This is a genomic window from Roseateles sp., assembly GCF_039595295.1.
Classification (GTDB): Bacteria; Pseudomonadota; Gammaproteobacteria; order Burkholderiales; family Burkholderiaceae_C; genus Roseateles.
Window position 1 is genome coordinate 1 of the sequence record NZ_JBCNLU010000051.1, and the last position, 22,354, is coordinate 22,354.

Below are 22,354 nucleotides of genomic sequence, written 5' to 3' on the forward strand. Positions count from 1 at the left end.
TAGGCGGCTTGACGCTGCGGTGCGCGATAAGGGGCCGACGAGCCATAGGCCTCGTCGCGACGATCCTCGCGCTCGCGACGGAAGTCGCGGCGCTCACCGCTGCCTTCGGTGCGCTCTCCACGGTCACCGCGATCGCCGCGGTCGCTGCGTTCACCCCGGTCGCCGCGCGGACCGCGATCACCGCCGCGGTCGCCCCGATCACCGCCGAAGCGGCTGCGACCTTCCTCGAGCTCGATCGGCTCCAGGTCCAGCTTCTTCTTGATGAGCTTCTCGATCTCGCCGACCAGACGCGCGTCGGCCTTGGTCACCAGCGTGAAGGCCAGGCCCGATGCGCCGGCGCGGCCGGTACGGCCGATGCGGTGGACATAGTCCTCGGCGTTGAACGGCACGTCGAAGTTGAAGACAGCCGGCAGGTCGGCGATGTCCAGGCCGCGGGCCGCGACGTCGGTCGCGACCAGCAGCTCGACCTCGCCGCGCTTGAACGCTTCCAGCGACTTCAGACGCTCGTCCTGCGACTTGTCGCCATGCAGCGCCGCGGTCCTCAGGCCGTCGCGCTCGAAGGCGCGCGCCAGACGGGCCGCGCCCAGCTTCGAATTCACGAAGACGATGGACTGCTTGATCTCGCGCTGACGCAGCAGCTGCTTGACGGCGGCGCGCTTGTCGTCGTCGTCCACGCTGAAGAAGCGCTGCTCGACGGTCGACGCGGTGGCGTTCGGACGGGCGACCTCGACCAGCTCCGGATCCTGAAGATAGCTCTGCGCCAGCTTCTTGATCTCGGGCGAGAACGTGGCCGAGAACAGCAGCGTCTGACGAGTCTTGGGCAGATAGCTCAGGATGCGCTGCAGGTCGGGCAGGAAGCCGATGTCCAGCATCCGGTCGGCTTCGTCCAGGACGACGTATTCGACCTGGTTGAGCACCGCGTTCTTGGCTTCGATGTGGTCGAGCAGACGGCCGGGGGTGGCGATCAGGACCTCGACGCCGCCCTTGAGCTGCAGCGTCTGGGGCTTCATGTCGACGCCGCCGAAGACGCAGGCCACGCGCAGCTGGGTGTGCTTGGCGTAGGCCTTGACGTTGTTGGCGACCTGGTCGGCGAGCTCGCGGGTCGGAGCGAGCACGAGGGCGCGGACCGGATGGCGGGCGGGCGACATCGAGGCGTTCTCATGCTTGAGCATGCGCTGCAGCAGCGGGATGGAGAACGCGGCGGTCTTGCCGGTGCCGGTCTGGGCGGCGCCCATCACGTCGCGGCCGGACAGGACGATGGGGATCGCCTTGGCCTGGATGGGCGTCATCGTCGCGTAGCCCTGGTCGTCGACGGCGCGCAGCAGCTTCGGGTTGAGCGGCAGCGTGTCGAATCGCGGGCTTGGCGTCGGGGTGGTTTCGGTCATAAGGCGCGGATTATCCCCCAAGGCCCTCGTGAGGCCTCGGGTAACCACGGAGGGCGCGTCGGACGCGCCGGAAATCCGGGCGGAATCGGGAGTGGATCAGGGGTTCAGATGGTCGGCGGGCAGCTTGCGCTGGTCGCCGCGGAAGACCATCCACTTGGGGGTCCGGAAGCGGACGATGCGCCAGTACAGCGCGACATAGGCCACCCCGAAGAGCACCATGCAGGCCGCGATCATGGGTGTCGAGTCCCAGAACAGCAGCGCTGGCGCGAGCGAGGAGATGCACAGCGTCCAGAGATACGGGGCCGTCATCGAATTGCGGCGCGTCATCAGGCGCGCGTCGCGGGCGCCGATGGCCCAGCGCATCAGGCGGCGGTAGATCAGCGAATGCAGATGGATGCCGTCGGGATCGCCGGGATTGGTGTTGCGCAGGAAGCGGCGGCGGTAGATGGAGAACAGCGTCTCGAAGACCGGGTAGATGCAGACCATCAGCGCGAACAGCGGCGAGACCTCCGGATGGCGGTGGATGATCAGGATGCCGATCTCCGCCAGATAGAAGCCCATGAAGTAGGCGCCGCCGTCGCCCAGGAAGATCAGCCCGCCGGGGAAGTTCCAGACGAAGAAGCCGAGGATGGCGCCGACGCCGGCCAGAGACCACAGGGCGATCTCGGTGTCGCCGACTTGGTAGGCGACGTAGGCGAAGGTCAGCAGCATGAGGCTGACGCACATCGAGGACAGGCCGTTGAAGCCGTCGATGATGTTGACCGAGTTGGCCACGCCGGCGACGGTCAGCACGGTGGCGAGCACGGCGCCGACGGTGGTGCCGACGATCAGGTCCAGGCCGGGGATGTCGGTGCGGGTGATCATCGCGCCCAGGACCCAGCAGCCCAGGGCCGCGGAGACGGCGGTCGCAAGCAGACGCTTACCCGGGGAGACGCGCTTGGTGAAGTCCTCGATCAGGCCGGCGGCGAAGGCGGGCACGCCGCAGAGCAGGAGCAGGAAGCCGGTCTTGGCTTGGGGATGGCCCATGAACCAGGCCACGGCGACCATCGCCACCAATCCCAGGAAGATGCCGACGCCACCGATCCGAGGCACCGGGCGGGCGTGGAATTTCTGCGGGCCGGAGAGGTCGTGATCTGCTGACAGATGTCCATGCACCGTCGACGAGTGCACCACGTAGAGCGTGATCGCCGCGGCCACCGCGAACGGGATTAACAAATACAACATGGGGCGGCAGTGTAACGACCGGTCGCTCAAAACGAGGCGGCTTTGGCGCAACAGGCATCACATAGAATGCCGCGCTTGTCGCCGGGGCAAACCCGCCTTCGTCGGCAAAGTCCATCCCAAGGTGAGATCACGCATGGAACTTAGCGCCCAACGCGCCCTTTCCCCGGCCGCACAAAAGAACACAACAGGCCGGCCCCGCTTCACGCGCCATGCGCTGGCGGCCCTGGCTGCTTGTCTGATGGTCGGCTCGGCGATGGCGCAGAGCTCGAACTCCAACACCCAGTCCGAGTCGGGCAACGACATCTCGGGCCCGATCCGCCTGGTCGTGCCCGGTCGCGTTGCGCAGGATCAGAGTGCGCAAGCTCCGCAAGCGCCGATGGCCAAGCGCGAGCGCTACGTCCCGGGCGAGTTCGAGATCTACGTGAACCGCCTGCAGGGCATCGACCTGAAGGACCCCGAGATTCTTGAGCTGCTCAAGCGAGCGGAGCAGGAACAGGACAACCCGTACGTGGTCCGTCCGCAGCAGCAGTCGACCTCGCTCACGACACGCACGATCACGCCGGACACGGTGATCCATCGCCTGGGCTACGACCTGATGCTGGGCGACGGCCGCATGAGCGATGCCGACGGCCCGCGCCAAGCGCCGGCTGACTACCTGATCGGCATCGGCGACGAGATTCAACTGACCGCGTGGGGCTCGATCGACGCGGATCTGCGTCTGACGGTGGACCGCTCGGGTCGCGTGACGATTCCGCGCGTCGGTCCAGTCCTGGTGGCCGGCATCCGCTACGGCGACCTGAACGATGTGGTGCGCAACCGCATCAGCCAGGTCTTCAAGAACTTCCAGGTCAGCACCTCGCTGGGCAAGCTGCGCTCGATCCGCATCTACGTCACCGGCTTCACGGCAAAACCTGGCACCTACACGGTGAGCAGCCTGGCGACCATCGCCAACGCGCTGACGCGTGCGGGCGGTCCGTCGGCCGCGGGCAGCTTCCGTCAGATTGAACTGCGCCGCAACGGCCGCACGGTGGCCAACTTCGATGCGTACGACCTGCTGCTCAAGGGCGACAAGTCGGGCGACCGCGCGCTGCAAGCCGAGGACGTGATCCACATCGGCGCCGTCGGCCCGCAGGTCGCGGTGCTGGGCAGCGTGAACAAGCAGACCATCGTTGAGCTCAAGCCGAACGAGACGATTGAGGACGTGCTGGCGATGGCCGGCGGCTTCAATTCGGTGGCCGACCGCTCGCGCATGTCGATCGAGCGGCTGAGCGAGCGCAGCGAGAAGCGGATCGTCGAGGTGACGCTGCCGGCGCAGGCGAAGTCCAGTGTGATGAATGGCGACGTGCTGCGTGTGTTCAGCAGCGTCAACACGGCGCTGCCGCAGTACAAGCAATACAAGCGCGTGACGGTCGAGGGCGAGGTGGCGAAACCGGGCGAGTACGTTTTGCCGCCGACGGCTACGCTGCCGGATGCAATCCAGGCAGCGGGAGGCCTGACGCCTCACGCCTACGTGTACGGCACCGACTTCTCGCGCGAGAGCGTGCGCCTGTCCCAGCAGGAAAACTATGACCGCGCGTTGCGGGACATGGAGACCGAACTGACGAAGTACTCGTCGACGCAGCGTGCTACCACCGCCGACGAGGCGACGGCAAACGCGCAGCGCGCCTCGGCCACCGAGCGTCTGGTCAACCGCCTGCGCACGGTGCGTCCGACGGGTCGCGTCGTGCTGCAGCTGGAAAGCGACGCGTCACGTCTGCCCGACCTCACGATCGAAGATGGCGACCGTCTGTTGATCCCGAATCGTCCGATGACGGTCGGCGTCTTCGGAAGCGTGTTCAACGGCGGCAGCTTCCTGCTCAAGGATGGCTCCACAGTGGACGACATCCTCAAGTTGGCCGGCGGCCCGACGCGTGGCGCGGACTTCGGCGCCACCTTCGTGATTCGCGCGAACGGCACCGTCGTGAGCGCCCGCCAATCCAACAGCGGATGGCTGGCCTTCGGCAATAGCCTGACCAGCATGCAGGCTCTGCCTGGCGACACCGTCTTCGTGCCGGAAGAGATGAACAAGACCACGTTCATCCAAGAGGCGAAGGACTGGACGCAGATCCTGTATCAATTCGGTCTGGGTGCCGCGGCGCTGAAGACGATCAAGAACTGACGCGCAACGCACGATGAGCAACATCCCGACCTCTGCGGAAGTCCAGAAGCGCGACTCCGAGACCGATTTCCAGTTTTCCGAGATCGTTTCCGCCCTGCACGCCCGTGGCCGACTGCTGGTGATCACGCCGATCGTGGTGGGCGCGATTGCAGTCGGCGTCAGCTTCCTCGTGCCGCCGACCTACACGGCACGCACGATGTTCCTGCCGCCCCAGCCAGCGCAGAACACCGCCGCCACCGCCCTGGCCTCGCTCGGCGGAGCGTTGTCGGGCCTGGCCGGACTCGGCGTGGGCGGCGTCAAGACGACCGCCGACCAGTACATCTCGCTGATGGAGAGCGTGAATGTCCAGGACAAACTGATCGACCGCTTCGGGCTGATGAAGGAGTACGACGCGAAGTACCGCTTCCAGGCGCGCAAGGAGCTGTCGCAGAACGTCCGGATCTCGCTGGGCAAGAAGGACGGCCTGATCACGCTCGAGGCCGAGGCGAGCAGCCCCGCCATGGCGGCCGATTTGGCGAACGCCCATGTCGATGAGCTGCGCCGTCTGACCGGCGAGCTCGCGTTGACCGAGGCCCAGCAACGGCGGGTCTTCTTCGAGAAGGAGCTCAAGCGCACGCGCGATCGCCTCACGCAGGCTCAACTCGAACTCCAGCGCAGCGGCTTCAATCCGGGCGCCATGAAGGCCGAGCCCAAGGCGGCCGCCGACGCTTATGCACGGATCAAAGCGGAGGTCACCGCCGCCGACGTCAAGCTGCAGACGATGCAGCGCACGTTGGCCGATTCGGCGCCCGAGGTCCTGCAGCAGCGCGGCCTGCTCGGAGCCCTGCGTGCGCAACTCGCCAAATTGGAGAGTGCGGACAACGGTGCTCCGACGGATGTCAACTACATCGGGAAGTATCGCGAGTACAAGTATCAAGAATCGCTGTTCGAGCTGTTTGCTCGTCAGTTCGAGGCCGCGCGATTGGAGGAAAGCCGCGAAGGCGGGCTGATCCAGGTCGTGGACGTCGCCACTCCGCCGGAGCGCAAGAGCCGCCCCAAGCGCTTGATTTACGGCGTGATCGCCGCATTCGGATCGCTTCTGGCGGTCACCTTCGCGGTCCTGCTGGGCCATATCCGGCAGCGTGCGGGACGGCGCGCGACGCCTACCGCCTGACCCGTCTCCCGCCAATCACCGCATTTCCCAAGCGCTCCGCAAGAGGCGCCGTTTCCGCTTTCACAAGGGACAAGACAAGACCATGAACCACCTCAACACCCAGGCGCGCACTCGCGCCGTCGCAGGAGCCCGAGCATGATTCCGTTCCTGGCCATGAAAGATATCAATCTGCGTCAACGCGACGAGCTGCACGCCGCGTTGGACCGCGTGCTCGACTCGGGCTGGTGGATCCTGGGCAAGGAAACCGAGGCCTTCGAACGCGAGTTCGCGGATTACTGCGGCGCCAAGCACACCATCGGCGTGGCCAACGGCCTGGACGCCATGCACCTGGTGCTGCGCGCCTGGGGCGTGGGCGCCGGGGATGAGGTGATCGTCCCTTCCAACACCTACATCGCGACTTGGCTCGCGGTCACCTACGCCGGTGCGACGCCCGTGCCGGTCGAACCGGTGGAGGGCTCGTTCAACCTCGACCCCGACCGCCTGCGCGCGGCGATCACGCCCCGCACGAAGGCCATCATCCCTGTGCACTTGTATGGTCAGCCGGCCCAGGTCCATCGCATGCGGGAGATCGCCGATCCCCTGGGCATCAAAGTGCTCGAGGACGCGGCGCAGGCGCACGGTGGTCGCTTGGACGGCAAGCGCGTCGGCGCGCTGGGCCATGCGGCTGCGTTCAGCTTCTACCCAGGCAAGAACCTGGGCGCGCTGGGCGACGGCGGTGCGATCACGACGGATGACGACGCGCTCGCCGAGCAATTGCGGGTGCTGCGCAATTACGGCTCGCGAGTGAAGTATCACAACGAGGTCGCCGGCTTCAACTCGCGGTTGGACGAGCTGCACTCGGCCTTCCTGCGCGCCAAGCTGCCGTTGCTGGACGCCGACAACGCGCGTCGGGTTGCCCTGGCCGGCCTCTATCAGGAAGGACTCGCCGACATCGACGGCCTGACATTGCCGGCGCAGGACGCCAACGCCGAACATGTGTGGCACGTCTACGTGATCCGCACCGCCCGCCGAGCCGAGCTGGCGGCGCACCTGCAGGCCGACGGCATCGGCAGCCTGATCCACTATCCGGTGCCGCCGCATCTGCAGCCGGCCTATGCGTTCCTGGGCCTGCCCGCAGGCTCGCAGCCGCTGTCCGAACGCATCCACGAACAGGTTCTGAGCCTGCCGATCGGCCCCACGCAAAGCGATGAGCAGACGCAAGCGGTGATCGCCTCGGTGCGACGCTTCTTTGGACGCTGAGCCCGGTGAATCTCGCCAAGACTACGATCCTGAACGGCATCGCCGTTTTGGTGCGAATCGCCACCACCTTGTCGCTGAACAAGGTCTTCGCCGTCGCGATCGGTCCGACAGGCTATGCCGTCGTCGGTCAGTTCCAGAACCTGATCACTGCGGTCACCGCGCTGACGAGCGGCGCCCTGAGTACCGGCGTCACCAAGTACACGGCCGAATATGGGGGTGAGCGCGCGCGCCAGATCGCGGCGTGGCGGACCGCCTTCGGCCTGAACCTGGTCGCGTGCGTCGTCTGCGCGCTGGTGCTGCTGCTCTGGCGCGAGCCGATCGCCCGGCGGGCGCTCGCCGATGTCGGTCTGGCCGGCGCCGTCGCCTGGCTCGCGGGCGCGCTCTTCCTGTCGTCGATCAGCGCGCTGCTGATCGCGATTCTGAACGGCCTCAAGCTCGTGTCGCTGTATGTCACGGCCAACATCGTGGGCAGCCTGCTCACGGCGGTTCTCGCCGGCGCGCTGGTGTACGGCCTGGGCCTGCAAGGCGCGCTGATCGCGTTGGCGGTCAGTCCGGCCGCAGCCCTGGCCTTCACTGGCTGGCTGTTCTTCCGCCACGTGGGTACGCCACTGCGTGAGCTCATCGGCCGTCCGGACCCGACCCAGTCCCGGTTGCTCGGCGGATTCGCACTGATCGGCCTAGCCGGCGCCTTGCTGCCCCCGCTGTCGCAGACCGCAGCCCGCTATGGCATCTCGACCAGCATCGGCCTGCACGACACTGGCCTGTGGCAGGCGTTGATGCGCATCAGCGACACCCACCTGATGCTGTTGACGACCACGCTGTCCGTCTACCTGCTACCCCGGCTCTCGGAGATCCGCACTCGGGACGAACTGCGCCACGAGGTGGTGCAAGGACAGAAGTTCATCGTGCCGCTGGTGGTGACGACTGCGCTGGTGCTCTGGCTCTCGCGCGAATGGCTGATCACGGCGCTCTTGAGCCCCGCGTTCCGGCCGCTGGCGGACGTGCTCGGGCTGCAGCTGATCGGCGACGTGGTGAAGATCTCCAGCTGGATCTTTGCCTACACGCTGATCAGCCGCGCCAAGACGCGCGCCTACCTGATCAACGAGTTCGTCTTCGCGCTGCTGAGCCCCGCCTTGACGGTCGCGGGTGCTCACTATGGGGGGCTGACCGGGACGGCCGCCGCCTACATCGCCGTCTACCTGCTTTATTGGGTCAGCGTCTGGGCGCTGTACACCGGGCTGCTCAAGTCCGATTTCCCTTCGACCCGCCCTCTGCCGGCCACGGACGCACCGTCCGCTGCGGCCAATTGAACATGCGCTACGTTTTCGTCGGAGATTTCAGCGGCCTGTCGCTGTTCCTGAGCCGAGGCCTGGAGGCCCTGGGCCAAGAGGTCGTCCTCTATTCGAACGGCGATGGCTGGAAGGGCATTCCCCGTGGCCGCTCCATCTGGAACAACGACGTCAGGCCGGTGCTGAGGCCGCTCAAACAGGTCGTGGGCGCTTGGCAGCTGCGGCATGCGCTGCGCGAGGATGACGTCCTTGTGCTAGCGACCGAGTTCATCTTCAATCGCCACATCGACGCCGCGCTGCTGAGCTGGCTCGCCGCTTCGGCCGGCCGGGTCGTGCTGCTGCACGCCGGCTGCAGCGACGGCTTCCACGCCGCGCGCGAATCGACCATGCTGTGCCGGGAATGCAAGCGCCACGATCTCAACGGCGGCGACTGCGTGTTCGTGAACGGTCGTTGGTCCGGCATGACGAGCCTGTTCGACCGGCTCGACACGGTCGTGCCCTTCACCGAGGCTTACGTGCCCAGCGCGCGCGACTACCAGCGCCCAGGCACAGGCACCGTCGTGACAGCACCGATCCACTTTCCGATCGATGTCGCCCATCTGGAGCAGTACCTCCATCGCGAGGGGCCGCCGCCCCATCGCGTGCTCCACGGCATGAACCGGCTGGGTTTCAAGGGCACGATGTACCTGCGCGAGCTGATGGCCGCGCGCCCGTCCCTGACAGGCCTCATCCATCTGCCTCAGCGCATGCCTTTCGATCAGTTCCTGCGCACGCTCGGGGGCACCGAGATCGTGCTGGACCAGTTGCTGGCCGACGGCTACGGCATGACCGGCGCGCTCGCGCTCGCGCTGGGCACGTCGGTAGCCTACGGTCATCTCGAGGAATCGCCCACAGCGGGCTTCGACGGCACGGGCTGCGTCCCCTTCCGGGTGACCGGCGAGGCAAGCGCCGACGCGCGAACGCTCGAGGAGACGCTCGTCCGACATCTCGACACCCGCCCCCATCCCGACGACGTCCGGGCGCTGGCCTGGCAGCGCCATGACCACCTCAAGGTGGCCGCGCAATTCCTCGAGCATGTGAAGTGACACATCCCGGCGTCATCCTGCTGATCGGGCTCTTCACCGAGCTGCTGGTGCAGTTCGGCAAGCGATTCCCGTACTGGCTGAGCAACGAGACCGCGCTGCACTACGTCGCGCTGCTCGCGGGCGATCTAGTGTTCCTCGGCCTGTTCGGCGTGATGGTGAGCCGCATCCGCTGGACCCGACGCCACACGGTCGTGACGGCCGTGTTCGCCGTCCTGTTCCTGCTGTCCGTCGTGCTGAATGGTCCCGCAGCCGCCATCGTCTCCACGCGGAGCACCTATCTTTGGGTCCTGGCCACTACGCTGATGTGCGTCTCCTATCCCCAGATGTCGGGCGGAGACACCCGGTCCCTGCTAGGGGCCGGGGAGCTCATGGCCTGGCTGCTGGGCGGATACGCCGTGATCCAGGTGGCGAGCGACTATGCCTTCGAGAAGCCGTGGTTCAAGCTCTCGGGCACCAGCCTGGTCTACGAGGGCGTGACCAACTTCGGTCAGGCGGCCAAGGCCTTCTCGCTGTTGAGCGGCCCGACCGACTTCGCCGCGTTCGCGCTCTTCGTGTTCGCGATCGGATTCGCCGGACGACGGCCCGTGCTGTGGGCGCTGGGCCTGTTCCTGCTCTATCTGAGCGGCACCCGCGGCATCCTGATGTCGCTCCCGCTGTGGATGCTGCTGGCACGCGTCGCCGGACGGCGGGTGGTCCCGATCTATTTCGTGACGCTGGCCGGCTTCCTCAGCCTGATGATGCTGTTCTCCGAAGAGCTGATCGCGCTGCTGTACGCGATGCCCAACTCGCGCTTCTCGCTGGCGACGCTGGCGCCACGCATCGTCCTGTGGACCCAGCTCGACGCCAGCAATTTCGCCACGGGCGGCGGCCTCGCGGTCAACCTCAGCGACAGCCTCGTGGACGCGCCGACAGTGCTGGACTCCGGATTGCTTTACTTCTGCACTGAGATCGGCGTGCCGGCCACGCTGGCGCTGCTCAGCCTCTTCCTGACCGTGGCGCGGGTGCGTCGCGGGGAAGACCGCCGCGATGCGCTGGGGGTGATGCTAGGGACGCTGGTGATCTCCTCGCTGGTGCAGATCCCGTTCCATACCCGACTTCCGAATTTCCTTCTCTGCGTCGCCGTGTACGCCGCCATCCATCGTGCTCAAGTCCTTTCAATACATCCTGCCCGACGGCTCGCGCAGGCTTAACCTGCGCGGCATCGTCCGCGCGGCGCTGCTGGCGCTGCGCGGGCTGCCGGATGCGCTGCTGCTGCGTCGCCCGATGCTGATCGCTAGCGGCGCGCGCGTCACGGGCACGCGCTACATCCGCGGAACGGGCATCCTCAAGCTGGAGGAGCAGGTCGTGGTCCAGGGCGAGTCCGCGCAGGGCGTGAGCCTTGGCGCGGGCGTGTCCTTCGGTTCCCATTCGCAGCTGCGGCCCAGTTCGTTCTACGGCGGATTGCTAGGCGAGGGCTGCGAGATCGGCGCCGGCACCACCTTCGGCCCGCTGGCCTATATCGGCTGCGCCGGCATGATCCGCATCGGCCGTGACTGCATGTTCGGCCCGCGCGTATCGCTCATCGCAGAGAACCACGTCATCACGCCTCGGACCGAGACCATGAAGCATGCAGGCGTAACCCGCGCTGGCATCGAGATCGGCGACGACTGCTGGATCGGCGCCAATGTCGTGATCCTGGACGGCGCCCGCATCGGCAACGGCTGCGTGATCGGCGCCGGGTCCGTGGTGCGCGGAGAGATCCCGCCCTACTCCATCGCGGTCGGAGCACCCGCCCGGGTGGTGAGGGAACGCGCATGAAGGTCCTGCTGTTCGACACCGTCGCGGACCGCTACGGCTCCTCCCGAATCTGCCGCCTGATCCTTGATACCCTGCGATCGACAGGTCACTCGGTGACCGCGCACGTTGGCGAGAACCGACTGCCGGCCGCGCAGGCCTATGCAGACGAGTACCCCTTCCCGATGCTCGTGTTCGCTAAGCTGCGATCCCGACCGTTCCGCTATCTGTGCGAACTGGCAGGCAAGGCCTGGAACTTCCGTCGTCGCCCCGCCGCAGGCTGGCGGGAGGCCCGTCTCGTGTACTGCAACACTTTCGGCACCCTGCCTGCGGCGCTGCTCAGCCGCTGGGCTGGCAAGCGCGTCGTCGTCCATCTGCACGAGACGCCGCAGGGGCCTGTCATCCGCCTGCTGGGTCGCACGCTGCTCAAGCTGGCGGCGCACCGCGTGATCTTCGTGTCTGGTGCAATCGCCCGGGCCTGGGGCCTAGCGGACGACCCCAGCAGCCGCATCGTTCACAACGGCCTGCCGGCGTTGGATCTGCCGCTAGCCGCCGAGCGCGAGTACGACATCGTTTTCGTCGGCCGTCTGACGGAAAAGAAGGGCTTCCCCGTGCTGCTGGACGCGTTGGCGCGGCTGGAGGCACTCGGCCATCCGCTGCGCGTCGCGATCGCCGGCGCCACGCTGAACGGCGCGCCGCTGCCCCCGAGCTGGGAGGCCGTAGCAGCCCAGCGCCATGTGCGCGTGGACATGCTCGGCGAGGTCGACGAAGGCGCGCTGCTGTTCTATCGCGGCAAGGTCGCCTGCGTCCCGTCCGTGTACGCGGACCCGTTCCCGACGGTGATCCTTGAGGGCCTTCGCGCCGGTTGCGCGCTCGTGGCCTCGGCCGTGGGCGGCGCCAACGAGTCCCTGGCGGACACGCAAGGCAACGCGTTGATCCCGCCCGAAGACGCGGCAGCACTGGCTGACGCGCTCGCCCAGGCCGTGGCGACCTGGTCGCTGGACAGGATCGGACGAGCCAACCGGTCTCATTTCGAACAGCGTTTCGGACTCGACGGATTTCAGGCGCGCCTGCTGAAGGCGCTGGACAAGGAACTGGCAGCGTCAGACGCGGCATCGGCATGAGCAGCATCGCATTCATCGGATCGGTCGGCGTCCCCAACGTCTACGGCGGCTTCGAGGGCTTCCTTGAAGCGTGCACGCCCGACCTCGCCCGCAGGCATCAAGTGACGGTCACCTGCGACCGGAATCGCTATCAGGACCACGCGCAAGACTGGCACGGCGTGAAACGTCTGTTCCTCTCGCTGCCCGCGAACGGCGCGCTCTCCGTGCTGCACGACTTCGTCGCCTTCCTCCGCGTCCTGCCCACCCACCGCAACATCGTGGTGCTGGGCGTGTCCGGCGGCATCTTCTTCCCGATCATGCGTCTGCTCGCTTCGCTGCTGCGGCGCCGCCTGATCGTCAACGTGGACGGCGTCGAGTGGCGTCGAGACAAGTTCGGACGCAAGAAGAAGGCCTTCCTGAAGCTGTCCGACACATTGGCGCAGACCTTCGCGCACGAGGTGGTGGTCGACAGCGAGGGCCTGCGTCCCTTCTTGCTGCCCTCGCGGCGCGACAGCGCCGTGTTCATCGCCTATCCGGGCGACCACGTCAGACTGCCCGGCCCGGCGCCGCAGGAGGATGTCGGTCTGCTGTCGATCTGCCGCATCGAGCCCGAGAACAACTGCGACATGAAGCTCGAGGCCTTCGCCTCGCTCGGCCTCGGCCGTTACACCTTCATCGGCAACTGGAACGCGTCCGCCTACGGTCGCGATCTGCGCGAGCGCTTCGCGCAGGTGCCCGGTCTTCGCCTGCTGGATCCGGTCTATGACCCGGAGGTCCTGGCGACGCTGCGCGGCAACTGCGCCGGCTACATCCACGGGCACAGCGTGGGCGGCACAAATCCGTCGCTGGTGGAGATGCTGTTCTATGACGCCCCGCTGGCCTGCTTCGACTGCGTGTTCAACCGCTGCACCGCCGGCGAGGACGCCCGCTACTTCGGCTCCGCGACGGAACTGGCCGATCTGATGCGCGCTATGCTTGCCGGCTCCAAGCGTGGACCCAAGCCGTCCCGCGCCGCCTACACGCGAGACGCGATCAACGCGCGTTACGAAGCCCTGTTCATCTAGCCCCTCGCGAAGTCATGCAACCCTCCCGCTACCGGCTCCTGCTGCTGCTCCTTTTGCTGCCCCTGCACGCGCAAGCCTACGTGGATCCCGGCGCCGGCATGCTGATCTGGCAGGGCCTGCTGGCGCTGATCGGCGCCGTCCTGGTCTTCATCCGCAACCCTCGCGACACGCTGAAGCGCTGGTGGCAGCGCATCATCCGACGTCAACGATGAGGGATCCCCGAGGTTCCCTGGCGCTCGACGCCGCTTCGGCCGTCCGCACCCTGGTCGCCCCGCTGCCTCAGGACGATTGGCTGTGCAGCGCCCAAGCCGCGCGAATGGTCGATCAAGGCCAGCTGCTGCCGTTCGAGATCGAGTCGGCCACGCGCGTGGTCAGTCCTCGCCTGCCTTTCGTGACGATGCCCTCCGAGTGGAGCGCGGCGCAGCTTCATGCCGCCGCAGAACTGACGCTGGACATCGCCGACGAGTTGCTGACGACCGGCCACGAGCTCAAGGACGCCAGCGCGTGGAACGTGCTGTTCGACGGCTGCCGCCCGCGTTTCTGTGACCACCTCTCGATGCAGCCCATCCGCACCCGCCAATGGGCGCCGATGGGGCAGTTCGCCCGGCATTTCAGCTTCGCCCTGGAGGCCGCGCGCCGGGCGGGCCTTCCGCCGCACCAGCTGTTCCGCGCCTGGCGCGACGGTCTGCCCGAGGATGTCGCGCGCCGGATGCTGGGCTTGCGCGGCTGGTTCTCGCGTTGCGCGCCGCTGCTCTGGACGACGGCGGCCAGCGCACGCGCCCCCGCCTCGGGCGCCGTGGCGACCGAGACCGCCACCGATGCATCCGCCAGTTTCCATCGCGGCCTGCTGTCGCTGCTGCGCTTCAGTCTGGGCCGCGCGCCGTCGGCGCTCAGCGGATGGAGCGGCTACACCGGCAGCGACGGCCGGTTGCACTATCAGGAGGATCAGCTCGACCTCAAGCGTCGAACAGTCTCCGAATGGACGCGCAGGATTGCTCCGGACTGGGTCCTCGATCTGGGCTGCAACACCGGCGAGTTCACCGACATCGCGCTGGAGCAGCCCGACGCTCGGGTGGTTGCGGTCGACATCGATCCCGAATCCATCGGCCGACTCTTTACGCGGCATCGCGGCCAGGGTCGCATCCACCCGCTGGTGGCGTCGCTGGACGACCTGCCCGGCCCGCGCGGCTGGGGTGGCGCCGAAGTGCCTGGCCTCATGCAACGTCTTACCGAACGGCGCTTCGATGTGGTCTACGTGCTCGCGCTGCTGCACCACCTGCTGGTCACTTCGTCCATCCCCCCGCGACGCGTCGCCGAATGGCTGGTCCAGCTAAAGGTCCGCCATGTCGTCGCCGAGCTGATCGGTCAGGCGGATCCGATGATGCGCATGCTGTGTGCCCGCTTCAACCGCGACCCTCGCGAGATGGATCTGCCCGTCCAAAGACTGGCCCTGGAACAGGCCGGTTTCCGGATCGAGGCCGAGACCGCGTTGCCCGGCACGCAGCGCGTCCTGGTCCTGTTGCGCAACACCCATGCGGTCTGAGCGCAGCCCTCACCGTCCCGTCATCACCGCCGCGCTGGCGCTGTGCTTGGCGGGCTGGACGGCGCGGATCGTCTCCGTGCTGTACCACCATCATCAATCGCTCGCGGTGATCCTGGCGCTGGCGGCGCTCAGCCTGCTGGTCTGCGGATGGATCGCGGCCGCGCTGTCGCGCCTGCCGGGCGCCTGGGGCCGCCTGACCGCCCCCGCCCTGCTCGGGCTAGCCCTCGGCTGGGCCTGTGGAGAAGCCTATCTGCCGGACACGTTCCCGACCGCCGTCTCTCTGGCGCCGGCGCTGGGCGCGGCCGTCCTGTTCCTGATCGTGGCCGCACGTTCGCCGGCACTGTTGTCGCGTCTTGCCTACGCGGTCGCGGCAGGTAGTCTGCTGTTCGCGGCCACTCCGACCGCGATGGCCTGGTTGCTGGCCAGGGACCAGGGCCTGACCGTCGCGCCCCCGGCGCTTTCGGGCGCGACACCGACCGCCACCCTGATCGTCCTGCTGGACGAGCTGCCCGCCACGCCGGCACGCCGCATCGCCACCGCCTTGCAGCAGCGCGGCTTCTCGGTCGCCGCCCTGGAAGTCCCGTCCGTCGGCCGCAACACCGAAGAAGTGCTGCCCTCGATCTTCTCGGGCCGCAGCATGAAGGACGGCGTGCCCTGCGGGCAACATACCGTCTGCACCGACCGCGCGGCGTTCGCCTTCGATCAGCTCGCGTTGGACGGCATGCCGTTGGACATCGTCGGCTTCTATCACCCCTACTGCGCCATCCGCGGTTTGCGCTATTGCGCCATGCTGGATTTCTCCGACGGCTGGGAACGTTGGCTGTGTCGCGCCAAGATCCGGATGGCGCCCGAACATTTCCGCCGCGAGTGTCAGCAGCAGGCGGCGCAGGACTGGATGACGCTGCTGGCCGACGTCGACGAGCGGGCCGCGGCGGCGCCGTTCTGGAACGACGGCGGCGCGATGTTCCTGCACCTGCCTCTGCCCCATCCGCCGTCGGCCACTGCTGGCGATCCCATGCCCAAGCAGTTCACCGACAACTTAGCGCTAGCGACACAGCGGGTCGTCGGCATGGCCGAACGTCTGCACCAGCGTTTCGGTAACGGATTCCGGCTGGTTATCTTCTCGGACCACCCCTTGCGCACGACGCTCTGGTGCCAAAACCTCGTGTTCGCGGGCACCGACTGCCAGCATCTGCCGCAGGAGTTGCTGGACCCTCGGGTGCCGCTGATGGTCGTGACCACGCGGCCAGCCCCGGCCTTGGGCGCGCGACTGAACGCCGACGTGCTCGAGTACATCGGCCGTCGGCACCCCTGAAGGCCCGCGCCACACGAGTGATGGCCGGCACCGTCCACTACACTTGCGGCTTTCGCGCGCCAGGGAGCGCTCGATGCGGCAACGGCGCGCGACGCCGCTCCGCTCGGGCGGACAGAACGCCATCTCCAAGTACAAATTGAGGCCCCGCGGGCCGCATTCCCATGAACGATCTGATCCAGTTCGACGCCATCGAGGCCCGCCTCGACCAGCTCAAGAGCGAGTACCAGCAGGCCAAGCCCTTCCCTTACGTGGTGATCGAGGACTTCCTCACGCCCGAGGCGCTCGCGCTGGTGCACGCCCACATGCCGGCGCCCAACGAGGAAAACAAGTCCAGCGACTACGTGTTTGCGAAGAACAAGTTCGAGAACCCGAGCTTCGCGGGCGGCGCCCAGATCTTCCAGCAACTGCGCGAAGCCCTGCTGGGCGAGCGCTTTGCGCGCCTGCTCAGCGACATCTACGGGCGCGAGGTCTTCGTCGATCCACGCTTCCTGGGCGGCGGCATCCACCAGGGCGGCGAGGGCTCCTACCTCGACATGCACGCCGACTTCAGCCGTCATCCGGCCAACAAGGACTGGTTGCGCGAACTCAACATCCTGCTCTATCTGAACAAGGATTACGACGAGTCTTACGGTGGCCACCTCGAACTCCAGCACAAGGAAACGGGCGAGCGTGGCCGCGTGGCGCCGCGTGAGAACCGTCTGGTGCTGATGCTGACCAAGGGCCACACGCTGCACGGCTACAAGCCGATCAACTTCCCCAAGGGCCGCTATCGCACGTCCCTGGCGGCGTACGCCTACTCGGTCGACACGAACTATTCGGCCGTGCCGGTGCGCTCGACGCAATGGCAACCGGAAGATGCCGGCGTGGCCAAGAGTCTCCTGGCCAAGGCCTCGCCGACCCTGGTGAAGCTGAAGACGGCGCTGCTGGGCAGCAACACAGAGCGTCGCGCTGCCGCCGCCGACAAGGATCAGAACAAAAACTGATCGGTAATCGACGCGTGCCGGACCCGTATCCGGCGCTTTGAAGGACCCGCCTCGGCGGGTCTGCTTCATTGGAGCGTCCGATTCGCCGGACTGCGCCTGACTCAGCGCGCCCGGTACTCGCTCGCCAGCAGCTCGGACAGCGCCTCGCGCACCTTCGCGTCGGACATGACGCCGCCTTGGCTTTGCAAGGCCGCCAGCCAGTTCACCACGCGAGTCGCCAGCGAAGCGTCCTGTAGCAGCGCGATGCGCAGACGCGCGAATGGCGTGCCTAGCGTCGTATCTGCGTGGGACAACAGCTCCTCGTAGAGCTTCTCTCCAGGGCGCAGTCCGGAAAACTCGAGCCGGATATCGTTCACGTCCTTGCCGCTCATGCGGATCATGGTTCGCGCCAGATCCACGATCTTCACAGGCTCGCCCATGTCAAGCACGAAGACCTGCCCCGACTCCCCGATTGCTCCTGCCTGTACGACCAGACGGGCCGCCTCCGGAATCGTCATGAAGTAGCGCGTGATGTCCGGATGCGTGACGGTCACCGGCCCGCCCTTGGCGATCTGCTCCTTGAACTTGGGGATCACGCTGCCGCTGGAACCGAGGACGTTGCCAAAACGTACGGCCATGAACTTCGTCGCGTGGCCTTGTCCGGCCATGTGACTGATGACGAGCTCTGCGGCGCGCTTGGTCGCGCCCATCACATTCGTCGGGTTCACCGCCTTATCGGTCGAGATGAGCACCAGGCGTTCGACCCCGGATTCAGCCGCCGCCGTACATGCGTGATAGGTCCCCAACGTGTTGTTGCGCAGCGCCGCCCACGCGTTCTCCTCCTCCATCAGCGGCACATGCTTGTAGGCCGCCGCATGGAACACGATCTGAGGGCGGTGCTTCGTGAACGTGAACCGCACGTGCTGCAGATCCTTCACGTCCCCAATCAGCCGCACCAGAGGGATGTGCGGGTAGCTCTCCCCGAGCTCCTGCTCGATCCGGTACAACGCGAACTCGCTCAGCTCGTACAGCACGATCCGTGACGGGCCGTAGCGCGCCACCTGCCGGCACAGCTCCGATCCGATCGACCCGCCGGCCCCCGTGATCAACACGATCTTGCCACCGATGCACTCGCTGATGCCGCCCTCGTCCAGCTGCACCGGCTCGCGGCCCAGCAGATCTTCCGGCTCGATGTCTCGCACCTGATTCACCGCGCGGCCCGCGAGCAGTTCCTGACTGCTCGGCACCGTCAGCACCGCCAGGCCCGTCTTCCCCGCCAGATCCAGCGCACGCCGGCGCTGCGCCGTCGTCGCGCCCGGCATCGCCACGATCACGTGCGTGATGCCTTGCGTGTCCGCCTGCCGCGTCGCGTCGTCCAGCGTCCCGATCACCGGCACGCCGGCCACGCGCGCGCCGCGCTTCTCCGGCGCGTCGTCCAGGTAGCCGACCACCACCCAGCCCTGCTGATGCTGAATCCCCGCCACCAGCAGCCGACCCGCATCCCCCGCGCCCATCACGAGCGCCCGTCGTTGCTCCTGCGCGCTACCGCTGATGCGGCTGCGCATGTGCTCGTAGAGCATGCGGTAGCCCATGCGCATCGTCGCCAGTGCCATCAGCGTGAACACCGGATGCAGCGCCAGCACCGCCCGCGGCACCGCCGTCAGCTGCGCCATCAGCACCGCGACCGCGCCGATCAGGCCCGCGATCACGCACACCGCCGCGAGCCGCTTCACCTCGCCGAAACCGCTGAAGCGCCACATGCCCTTGGGCACGCCCAGCAGCTTGAGCAACACGCCGTACAGCGCCACGACGGCCAGCATCACCCAGTGGTCGTAGTTCGGCCGGGCCTCGAACCAACGCTCGAAGCCCAAGCGGAACAGATAGGTCGCGTGCCAAGCCAGGACCACCGCCACCATGTCCAGCGCGAGCGCGAGCCGCTCGCGGTAGGGGCGCAACCGCGTGAGGGCTGCATCAAGGGACAACCAGCTCATCGCTGGCGCATCACTTGCGCGCGGCCTTCAGGAAGTCCGAGTAATCGCGGATGTAGTCCGCAGGATCGTAGAAGTCCGATGCGAACACCAGCAGTACTGCATCCGACGAATACCGGTACTGGATGCCCCAGGTCATCGGCGGGAGATATAGACCACGGCTGTTGCTGTCCAGCACGAACTCCTCGCGCTGCGTGCCGTCGTCGGCGATGACGCTCACCGAGCCGTGCACCGCGATCAGGAACTGGTGGCAAGCGATGTGCGCATGCTCGCCGCGCGTCTCCGCCGTGGGCACGCCATAGACCAAGAAGTAGCGCTTGGGCAGGAAGGGAATCTGCTTCTCGAACTCGCCGACGGTCAGGTTGCCGCGCAGATCCTTGATGTCGGCGAAGTGGAAGAGCTCAACGCCCTTGACCGACGACGGCTCACGCGCCTGGCGGGGGCCGCCGTGCGCCGGGGCTGGCTTGAAGTTGGCCGTATTCTCATAGCCCACGATGGTCGCAGGATTGCCGTCGACGATCGCCAGCGGAGGCACCGACTGTTTCACGACAGCGCCTGGCAGGACGCTCGCCCCCTCGCCAAGCACGACACCAGGGTACACGGTGGCATTGGCGCCGATGCGCACGCGATCGAGAACGCGGGTCACGCGACCGGCGCCCGCCTCGGACAGCACGACCGCGTTGTGCCCGATCTGGAGATCTTCACCCAGCTCGGTGGTCGGATCGATGATCGCGCCGCTCAAGATCTTGTTCATCAGATGGTTCCTTGCGTGAGGACGAGCACATGGGCGCAACGGCCGAACGAATAGCCGAGCTTCTCCCAAGTGCGGATCACCGCCCTGTTGGTCGATTGGGTGGTCATGTGGCAGATATCGACGCCCTGCGCCTTGAAGTGTTGGGACAACTCGGCGATGAGCTTCACGTACCAGCCGCGGCGCTGTTCTCCGACGGCGGACAAGATCATGCGTGCGATCTTCTTGCCGGCGAACTCCGTCGACTCGGGCACGTAGTTGCCGGTCAGGAAAGCATTGGGCGGACGATCGTCCACGGCCGGCACCAGCACCACATCCGCGAAGCCCTTGACCGAGTTCTCGACGAAAGTCGACAGATAGGCGTCGGCGGTGGGCGCCGAGAAGAAGTAGTCCGAATGGAAGCGGTCAAAGGCGTTGCGAGACACCGCGGCGACCTCGCGCAGGTTCGGGATGTCTTCGACGACAGCCTGACGCACCTTGAATCGCTGCGCGTAGTCGAACTGCTGCAGGCGATCGTGGTAGTAGGTCAGGCGGGACTCGACCAGTCTCCAGCCTGCGGCGCACGCGCCTTGCAGCGGGAAGATCGCGTCCGACGGCACCTCGGCGAAGACGTAGAAGCGTTCGGACTCGGCGGCGACCACGGTCTTCAACATCTCGAGCAGCTCACGGTAGGCGCGCACCGCACCTTCGCCCTCCAGCTTGCTGCTGAAGAAGTCCACGCGGTACATCGGCACGCCGAAATGGTCGCTGTCCCAGGCCAGGCGACGGTAGTACACGCGGCTGCCCTCGTCCGCGGTGGCGATGACGCGCAGCGCACCGCCGCTCACCTCCGCCTCGAGCTTCTGAAGGAACTGCTCGGCGGCCACCTCGGGTGCCCGCGTCAGGAACGACATGGGGTGGAAAAGCGCGGCCTGCGCCAGCAGCTGGGAATCGATGCTCATAGGGGAATTACAGCGTTCATCGGGGCGAAAGAGCCGGCATTGTGCATCAGCGTGTCAGCCCCAGCGTCGCCAGGATCAATCGGATGTCGCCCAGCAGGCTGGCGTTGCGCACGTAGTCCGCCGCCAGGTTCAGCTTCATCGGCATCACAACCTCGACGTACTCCCGCTCCGGATCGGCGGCCTTGGCCAGCAGCTCGCTCTCGTTGCGAAAGCTCAGCGAGGCCGGATCGGTGATGCCCGGCCGCACCGACAGCACCAGCTCGCGCAGCGCCGCCGGGTACAGCGCGACGTAGCGCGGCACCTCGGGCCGCGGGCCCACCAGGCTCATCGCGCCGCGCAGCACGTCCCAGAGCTGCGGCAACTCGTCGACCTTGCTCGCGCGCAGCCAGCGGCCGCTGCGCGTGATGCGCGCGTCGTCGCCGATGGTGATCTGCGGGCCGAGCTTGGGCGCGTCCACGCGCATGGTCCGGAACTTGTGGATGCGGAAGGGCCGTCCATGCCGCCCCACCCGCTCCTGCCGGAACATCACCGGCCCGCGCGAGTCCAGCTTGATCCACGCCGCCACCGCCAGCAGCAGCGGGCTCAGCAGCAGCAGGCCGAGGCCCGAGCACAGGATGTCGAAAAGTCGCTTGGCCATCGGCCCATCCATCCGCGCGTCAGAGACCCAGGCTGCGGCGCACCGCGTCCACGACGCGCTCCACCTGCTCGTCCGTCATCGCGGTGTACAGCGGGATCGTCACGGTGCGCTCGTAAGCCTTCTGCGACTCCGGGAACATCTCGGCCGTCAGGCCGTAGCGCTCCTTCCAGTACGGATGCTGATGCAGCGGCACGTAGTGCACGCTGCAGCCGATGCCCAGCGCGAACATGCGCTCGATGAATTCATCGCGCGTCACCGTCGCCGCGTCGCTCAGGCGCAGCACGTACAGGTGCCAGCTGTGGACGTCGCCCTCGATGGGCTTGGGCGGCAGGATCAGCGGCAGGTCGGCGAAGGCCTCGAAGTAGCGCGCGGCGATCTGCTCGCGACGCGCCTGGAAGGCCGGCAGCCGCTTGAGCTGATGCAGGCCCAGCGCCGCCGCGATGTCGGTCAGGTTGTACTTGAAGCCGGGCGCGACGATCTCGTAGTACCAGCTCGGCACCTTGGCCGTGAAGCGGTCGAAGGCGTCGCGGTTGATGCCGTGCAGACGCATCACGCGGGCGCGCTTGGCCAGCTCCGCGTCGCGGGTGACCAGCATGCCGCCCTCGCCCGTGGTCATCGTCTTGTTGGCGTAGAAGCTGAACACCGTGGCGTTGCTGCCCATGGTGCCGATCAGCTCCTTCTCCAGCGTCGTGGGCAGCGCGTGCGCCGCGTCCTCGACCACCTTCAGCCCGTGCTTGCGCGCGA

20 protein-coding genes are annotated in these 22,354 nt (G+C 67.0%); 13 read left to right on the forward strand and 7 right to left on the reverse strand.

Annotation, left to right across the window (positions count from 1 at the left end):
* Positions 1–1,385 (reverse strand): DEAD/DEAH box helicase (locus tag ABDW59_RS22415; protein ID WP_343633313.1); only part of this gene is annotated, 1,385 nt, incomplete at its 3' end.
* Positions 1,386–1,481: 96 nt separating this feature from the next.
* The gene (locus ABDW59_RS22420) at positions 1,482–2,609 is read right to left on the reverse strand and encodes a glycosyltransferase (RefSeq protein ID WP_343633315.1); all 1,128 of its coding nucleotides are present in this window, start codon (positions 2,607–2,609) and stop codon (positions 1,482–1,484) included.
* Positions 2,610–2,742: 133 nt separating this feature from the next.
* Here ABDW59_RS22420 and ABDW59_RS22425 point away from each other — a divergent pair, with 133 nt between their 5' ends.
* From ABDW59_RS22425 to ABDW59_RS22485, 13 genes are all read left to right on the forward strand, one after another.
* Positions 2,743–4,767, forward strand: coding sequence for an SLBB domain-containing protein (locus ABDW59_RS22425; protein WP_343633317.1), 2,025 nt, complete (start codon positions 2,743–2,745; stop codon positions 4,765–4,767).
* Positions 4,768–4,780: 13 nt separating this feature from the next.
* The gene (locus ABDW59_RS22430; protein WP_343633319.1) at positions 4,781–5,920 is read left to right on the forward strand and encodes a Wzz/FepE/Etk N-terminal domain-containing protein; all 1,140 of its coding nucleotides are present in this window, start codon (positions 4,781–4,783) and stop codon (positions 5,918–5,920) included.
* A 135-nt stretch (positions 5,921–6,055) separates the two neighbouring features.
* Positions 6,056–7,159 carry a DegT/DnrJ/EryC1/StrS family aminotransferase gene (locus ABDW59_RS22435; RefSeq protein ID WP_343633321.1) on the forward strand — a complete coding sequence of 368 codons (1,104 nt, stop codon included), beginning with the start codon at positions 6,056–6,058 and terminating at the stop codon, positions 7,157–7,159.
* A 5-nt stretch (positions 7,160–7,164) separates the two neighbouring features.
* Positions 7,165–8,469 carry an O-antigen translocase gene (locus tag ABDW59_RS22440; protein WP_343633323.1) on the forward strand — a complete coding sequence of 435 codons (1,305 nt, stop codon included), beginning with the start codon at positions 7,165–7,167 and terminating at the stop codon, positions 8,467–8,469.
* Positions 8,466–9,533: a hypothetical protein gene (locus tag ABDW59_RS22445; protein WP_343633325.1), complete on the forward strand. Its 1,068-nt coding sequence runs from the start codon at positions 8,466–8,468 to the stop codon at positions 9,531–9,533. Before ABDW59_RS22440 ends, ABDW59_RS22445 begins: the two co-directional genes overlap by 4 nt.
* Complete coding sequence (locus ABDW59_RS22450; RefSeq protein WP_343633327.1) at positions 9,530–10,723, forward strand: hypothetical protein; 1,194 nt, start codon at positions 9,530–9,532, stop codon at positions 10,721–10,723. Before ABDW59_RS22445 ends, ABDW59_RS22450 begins: the two co-directional genes overlap by 4 nt.
* Positions 10,674–11,330, forward strand: coding sequence for an acyltransferase (locus ABDW59_RS22455; protein ID WP_343633329.1), 657 nt, complete (start codon positions 10,674–10,676; stop codon positions 11,328–11,330). Before ABDW59_RS22450 ends, ABDW59_RS22455 begins: the two co-directional genes overlap by 50 nt.
* Positions 11,327–12,430: a glycosyltransferase family 4 protein gene (locus ABDW59_RS22460; protein WP_343633331.1), complete on the forward strand. Its 1,104-nt coding sequence runs from the start codon at positions 11,327–11,329 to the stop codon at positions 12,428–12,430. Before ABDW59_RS22455 ends, ABDW59_RS22460 begins: the two co-directional genes overlap by 4 nt.
* A complete protein-coding gene (locus ABDW59_RS22465) occupies positions 12,427–13,473 on the forward strand; it encodes a DUF1972 domain-containing protein (protein ID WP_343633333.1) in 1,047 nt (348 codons plus the stop codon). Before ABDW59_RS22460 ends, ABDW59_RS22465 begins: the two co-directional genes overlap by 4 nt.
* 14 nt (positions 13,474–13,487) lie before the next feature.
* Positions 13,488–13,685, forward strand: coding sequence for a hypothetical protein (locus ABDW59_RS22470; RefSeq protein WP_343633335.1), 198 nt, complete (start codon positions 13,488–13,490; stop codon positions 13,683–13,685).
* Positions 13,682–15,016, forward strand: a complete 1,335-nt coding sequence (locus tag ABDW59_RS22475) for a class I SAM-dependent methyltransferase (RefSeq protein ID WP_343633337.1) — start codon at positions 13,682–13,684, stop codon at positions 15,014–15,016. Before ABDW59_RS22470 ends, ABDW59_RS22475 begins: the two co-directional genes overlap by 4 nt.
* On the forward strand, positions 15,006–16,331 hold the full coding sequence (locus ABDW59_RS22480; protein ID WP_343633339.1) for a hypothetical protein: 1,326 nt from the start codon (positions 15,006–15,008) through the stop codon (positions 16,329–16,331). The genes ABDW59_RS22475 and ABDW59_RS22480 overlap by 11 nt, the downstream gene beginning before the upstream one ends.
* A gap of 161 nt (positions 16,332–16,492) precedes the next feature.
* Positions 16,493–17,314, forward strand: coding sequence for a 2OG-Fe(II) oxygenase (locus ABDW59_RS22485; RefSeq protein WP_343633341.1), 822 nt, complete (start codon positions 16,493–16,495; stop codon positions 17,312–17,314).
* Positions 17,315–17,415: 101 nt separating this feature from the next.
* On the opposite strand, the gene ABDW59_RS22490 is transcribed toward ABDW59_RS22485, so the two are convergent.
* The 5 genes from ABDW59_RS22490 to ABDW59_RS22510 all read right to left on the reverse strand — a co-directional run.
* Positions 17,416–19,284 carry a nucleoside-diphosphate sugar epimerase/dehydratase gene (locus ABDW59_RS22490; protein WP_343633343.1) on the reverse strand — a complete coding sequence of 623 codons (1,869 nt, stop codon included), beginning with the start codon at positions 19,282–19,284 and terminating at the stop codon, positions 17,416–17,418.
* 10 nt (positions 19,285–19,294) lie between these two features.
* Positions 19,295–20,035, reverse strand: a complete 741-nt coding sequence (locus tag ABDW59_RS22495; protein ID WP_343633346.1) for a WxcM-like domain-containing protein — start codon at positions 20,033–20,035, stop codon at positions 19,295–19,297.
* Entirely contained in the window at positions 20,035–20,973 is a 939-nt protein-coding gene (locus ABDW59_RS22500) for a hypothetical protein (RefSeq protein WP_343633348.1), read from the reverse strand. Before ABDW59_RS22500 ends, ABDW59_RS22495 begins: the two co-directional genes overlap by 1 nt.
* 46 nt (positions 20,974–21,019) lie before the next feature.
* Entirely contained in the window at positions 21,020–21,610 is a 591-nt protein-coding gene (locus ABDW59_RS22505; RefSeq protein ID WP_343633350.1) for a sugar transferase, read from the reverse strand.
* Positions 21,611–21,629: 19 nt separating this feature from the next.
* On the reverse strand, positions 21,630–22,354 hold a 725-nt coding region (locus ABDW59_RS22510), incomplete at its 5' end, for a DegT/DnrJ/EryC1/StrS family aminotransferase (RefSeq protein ID WP_343633352.1).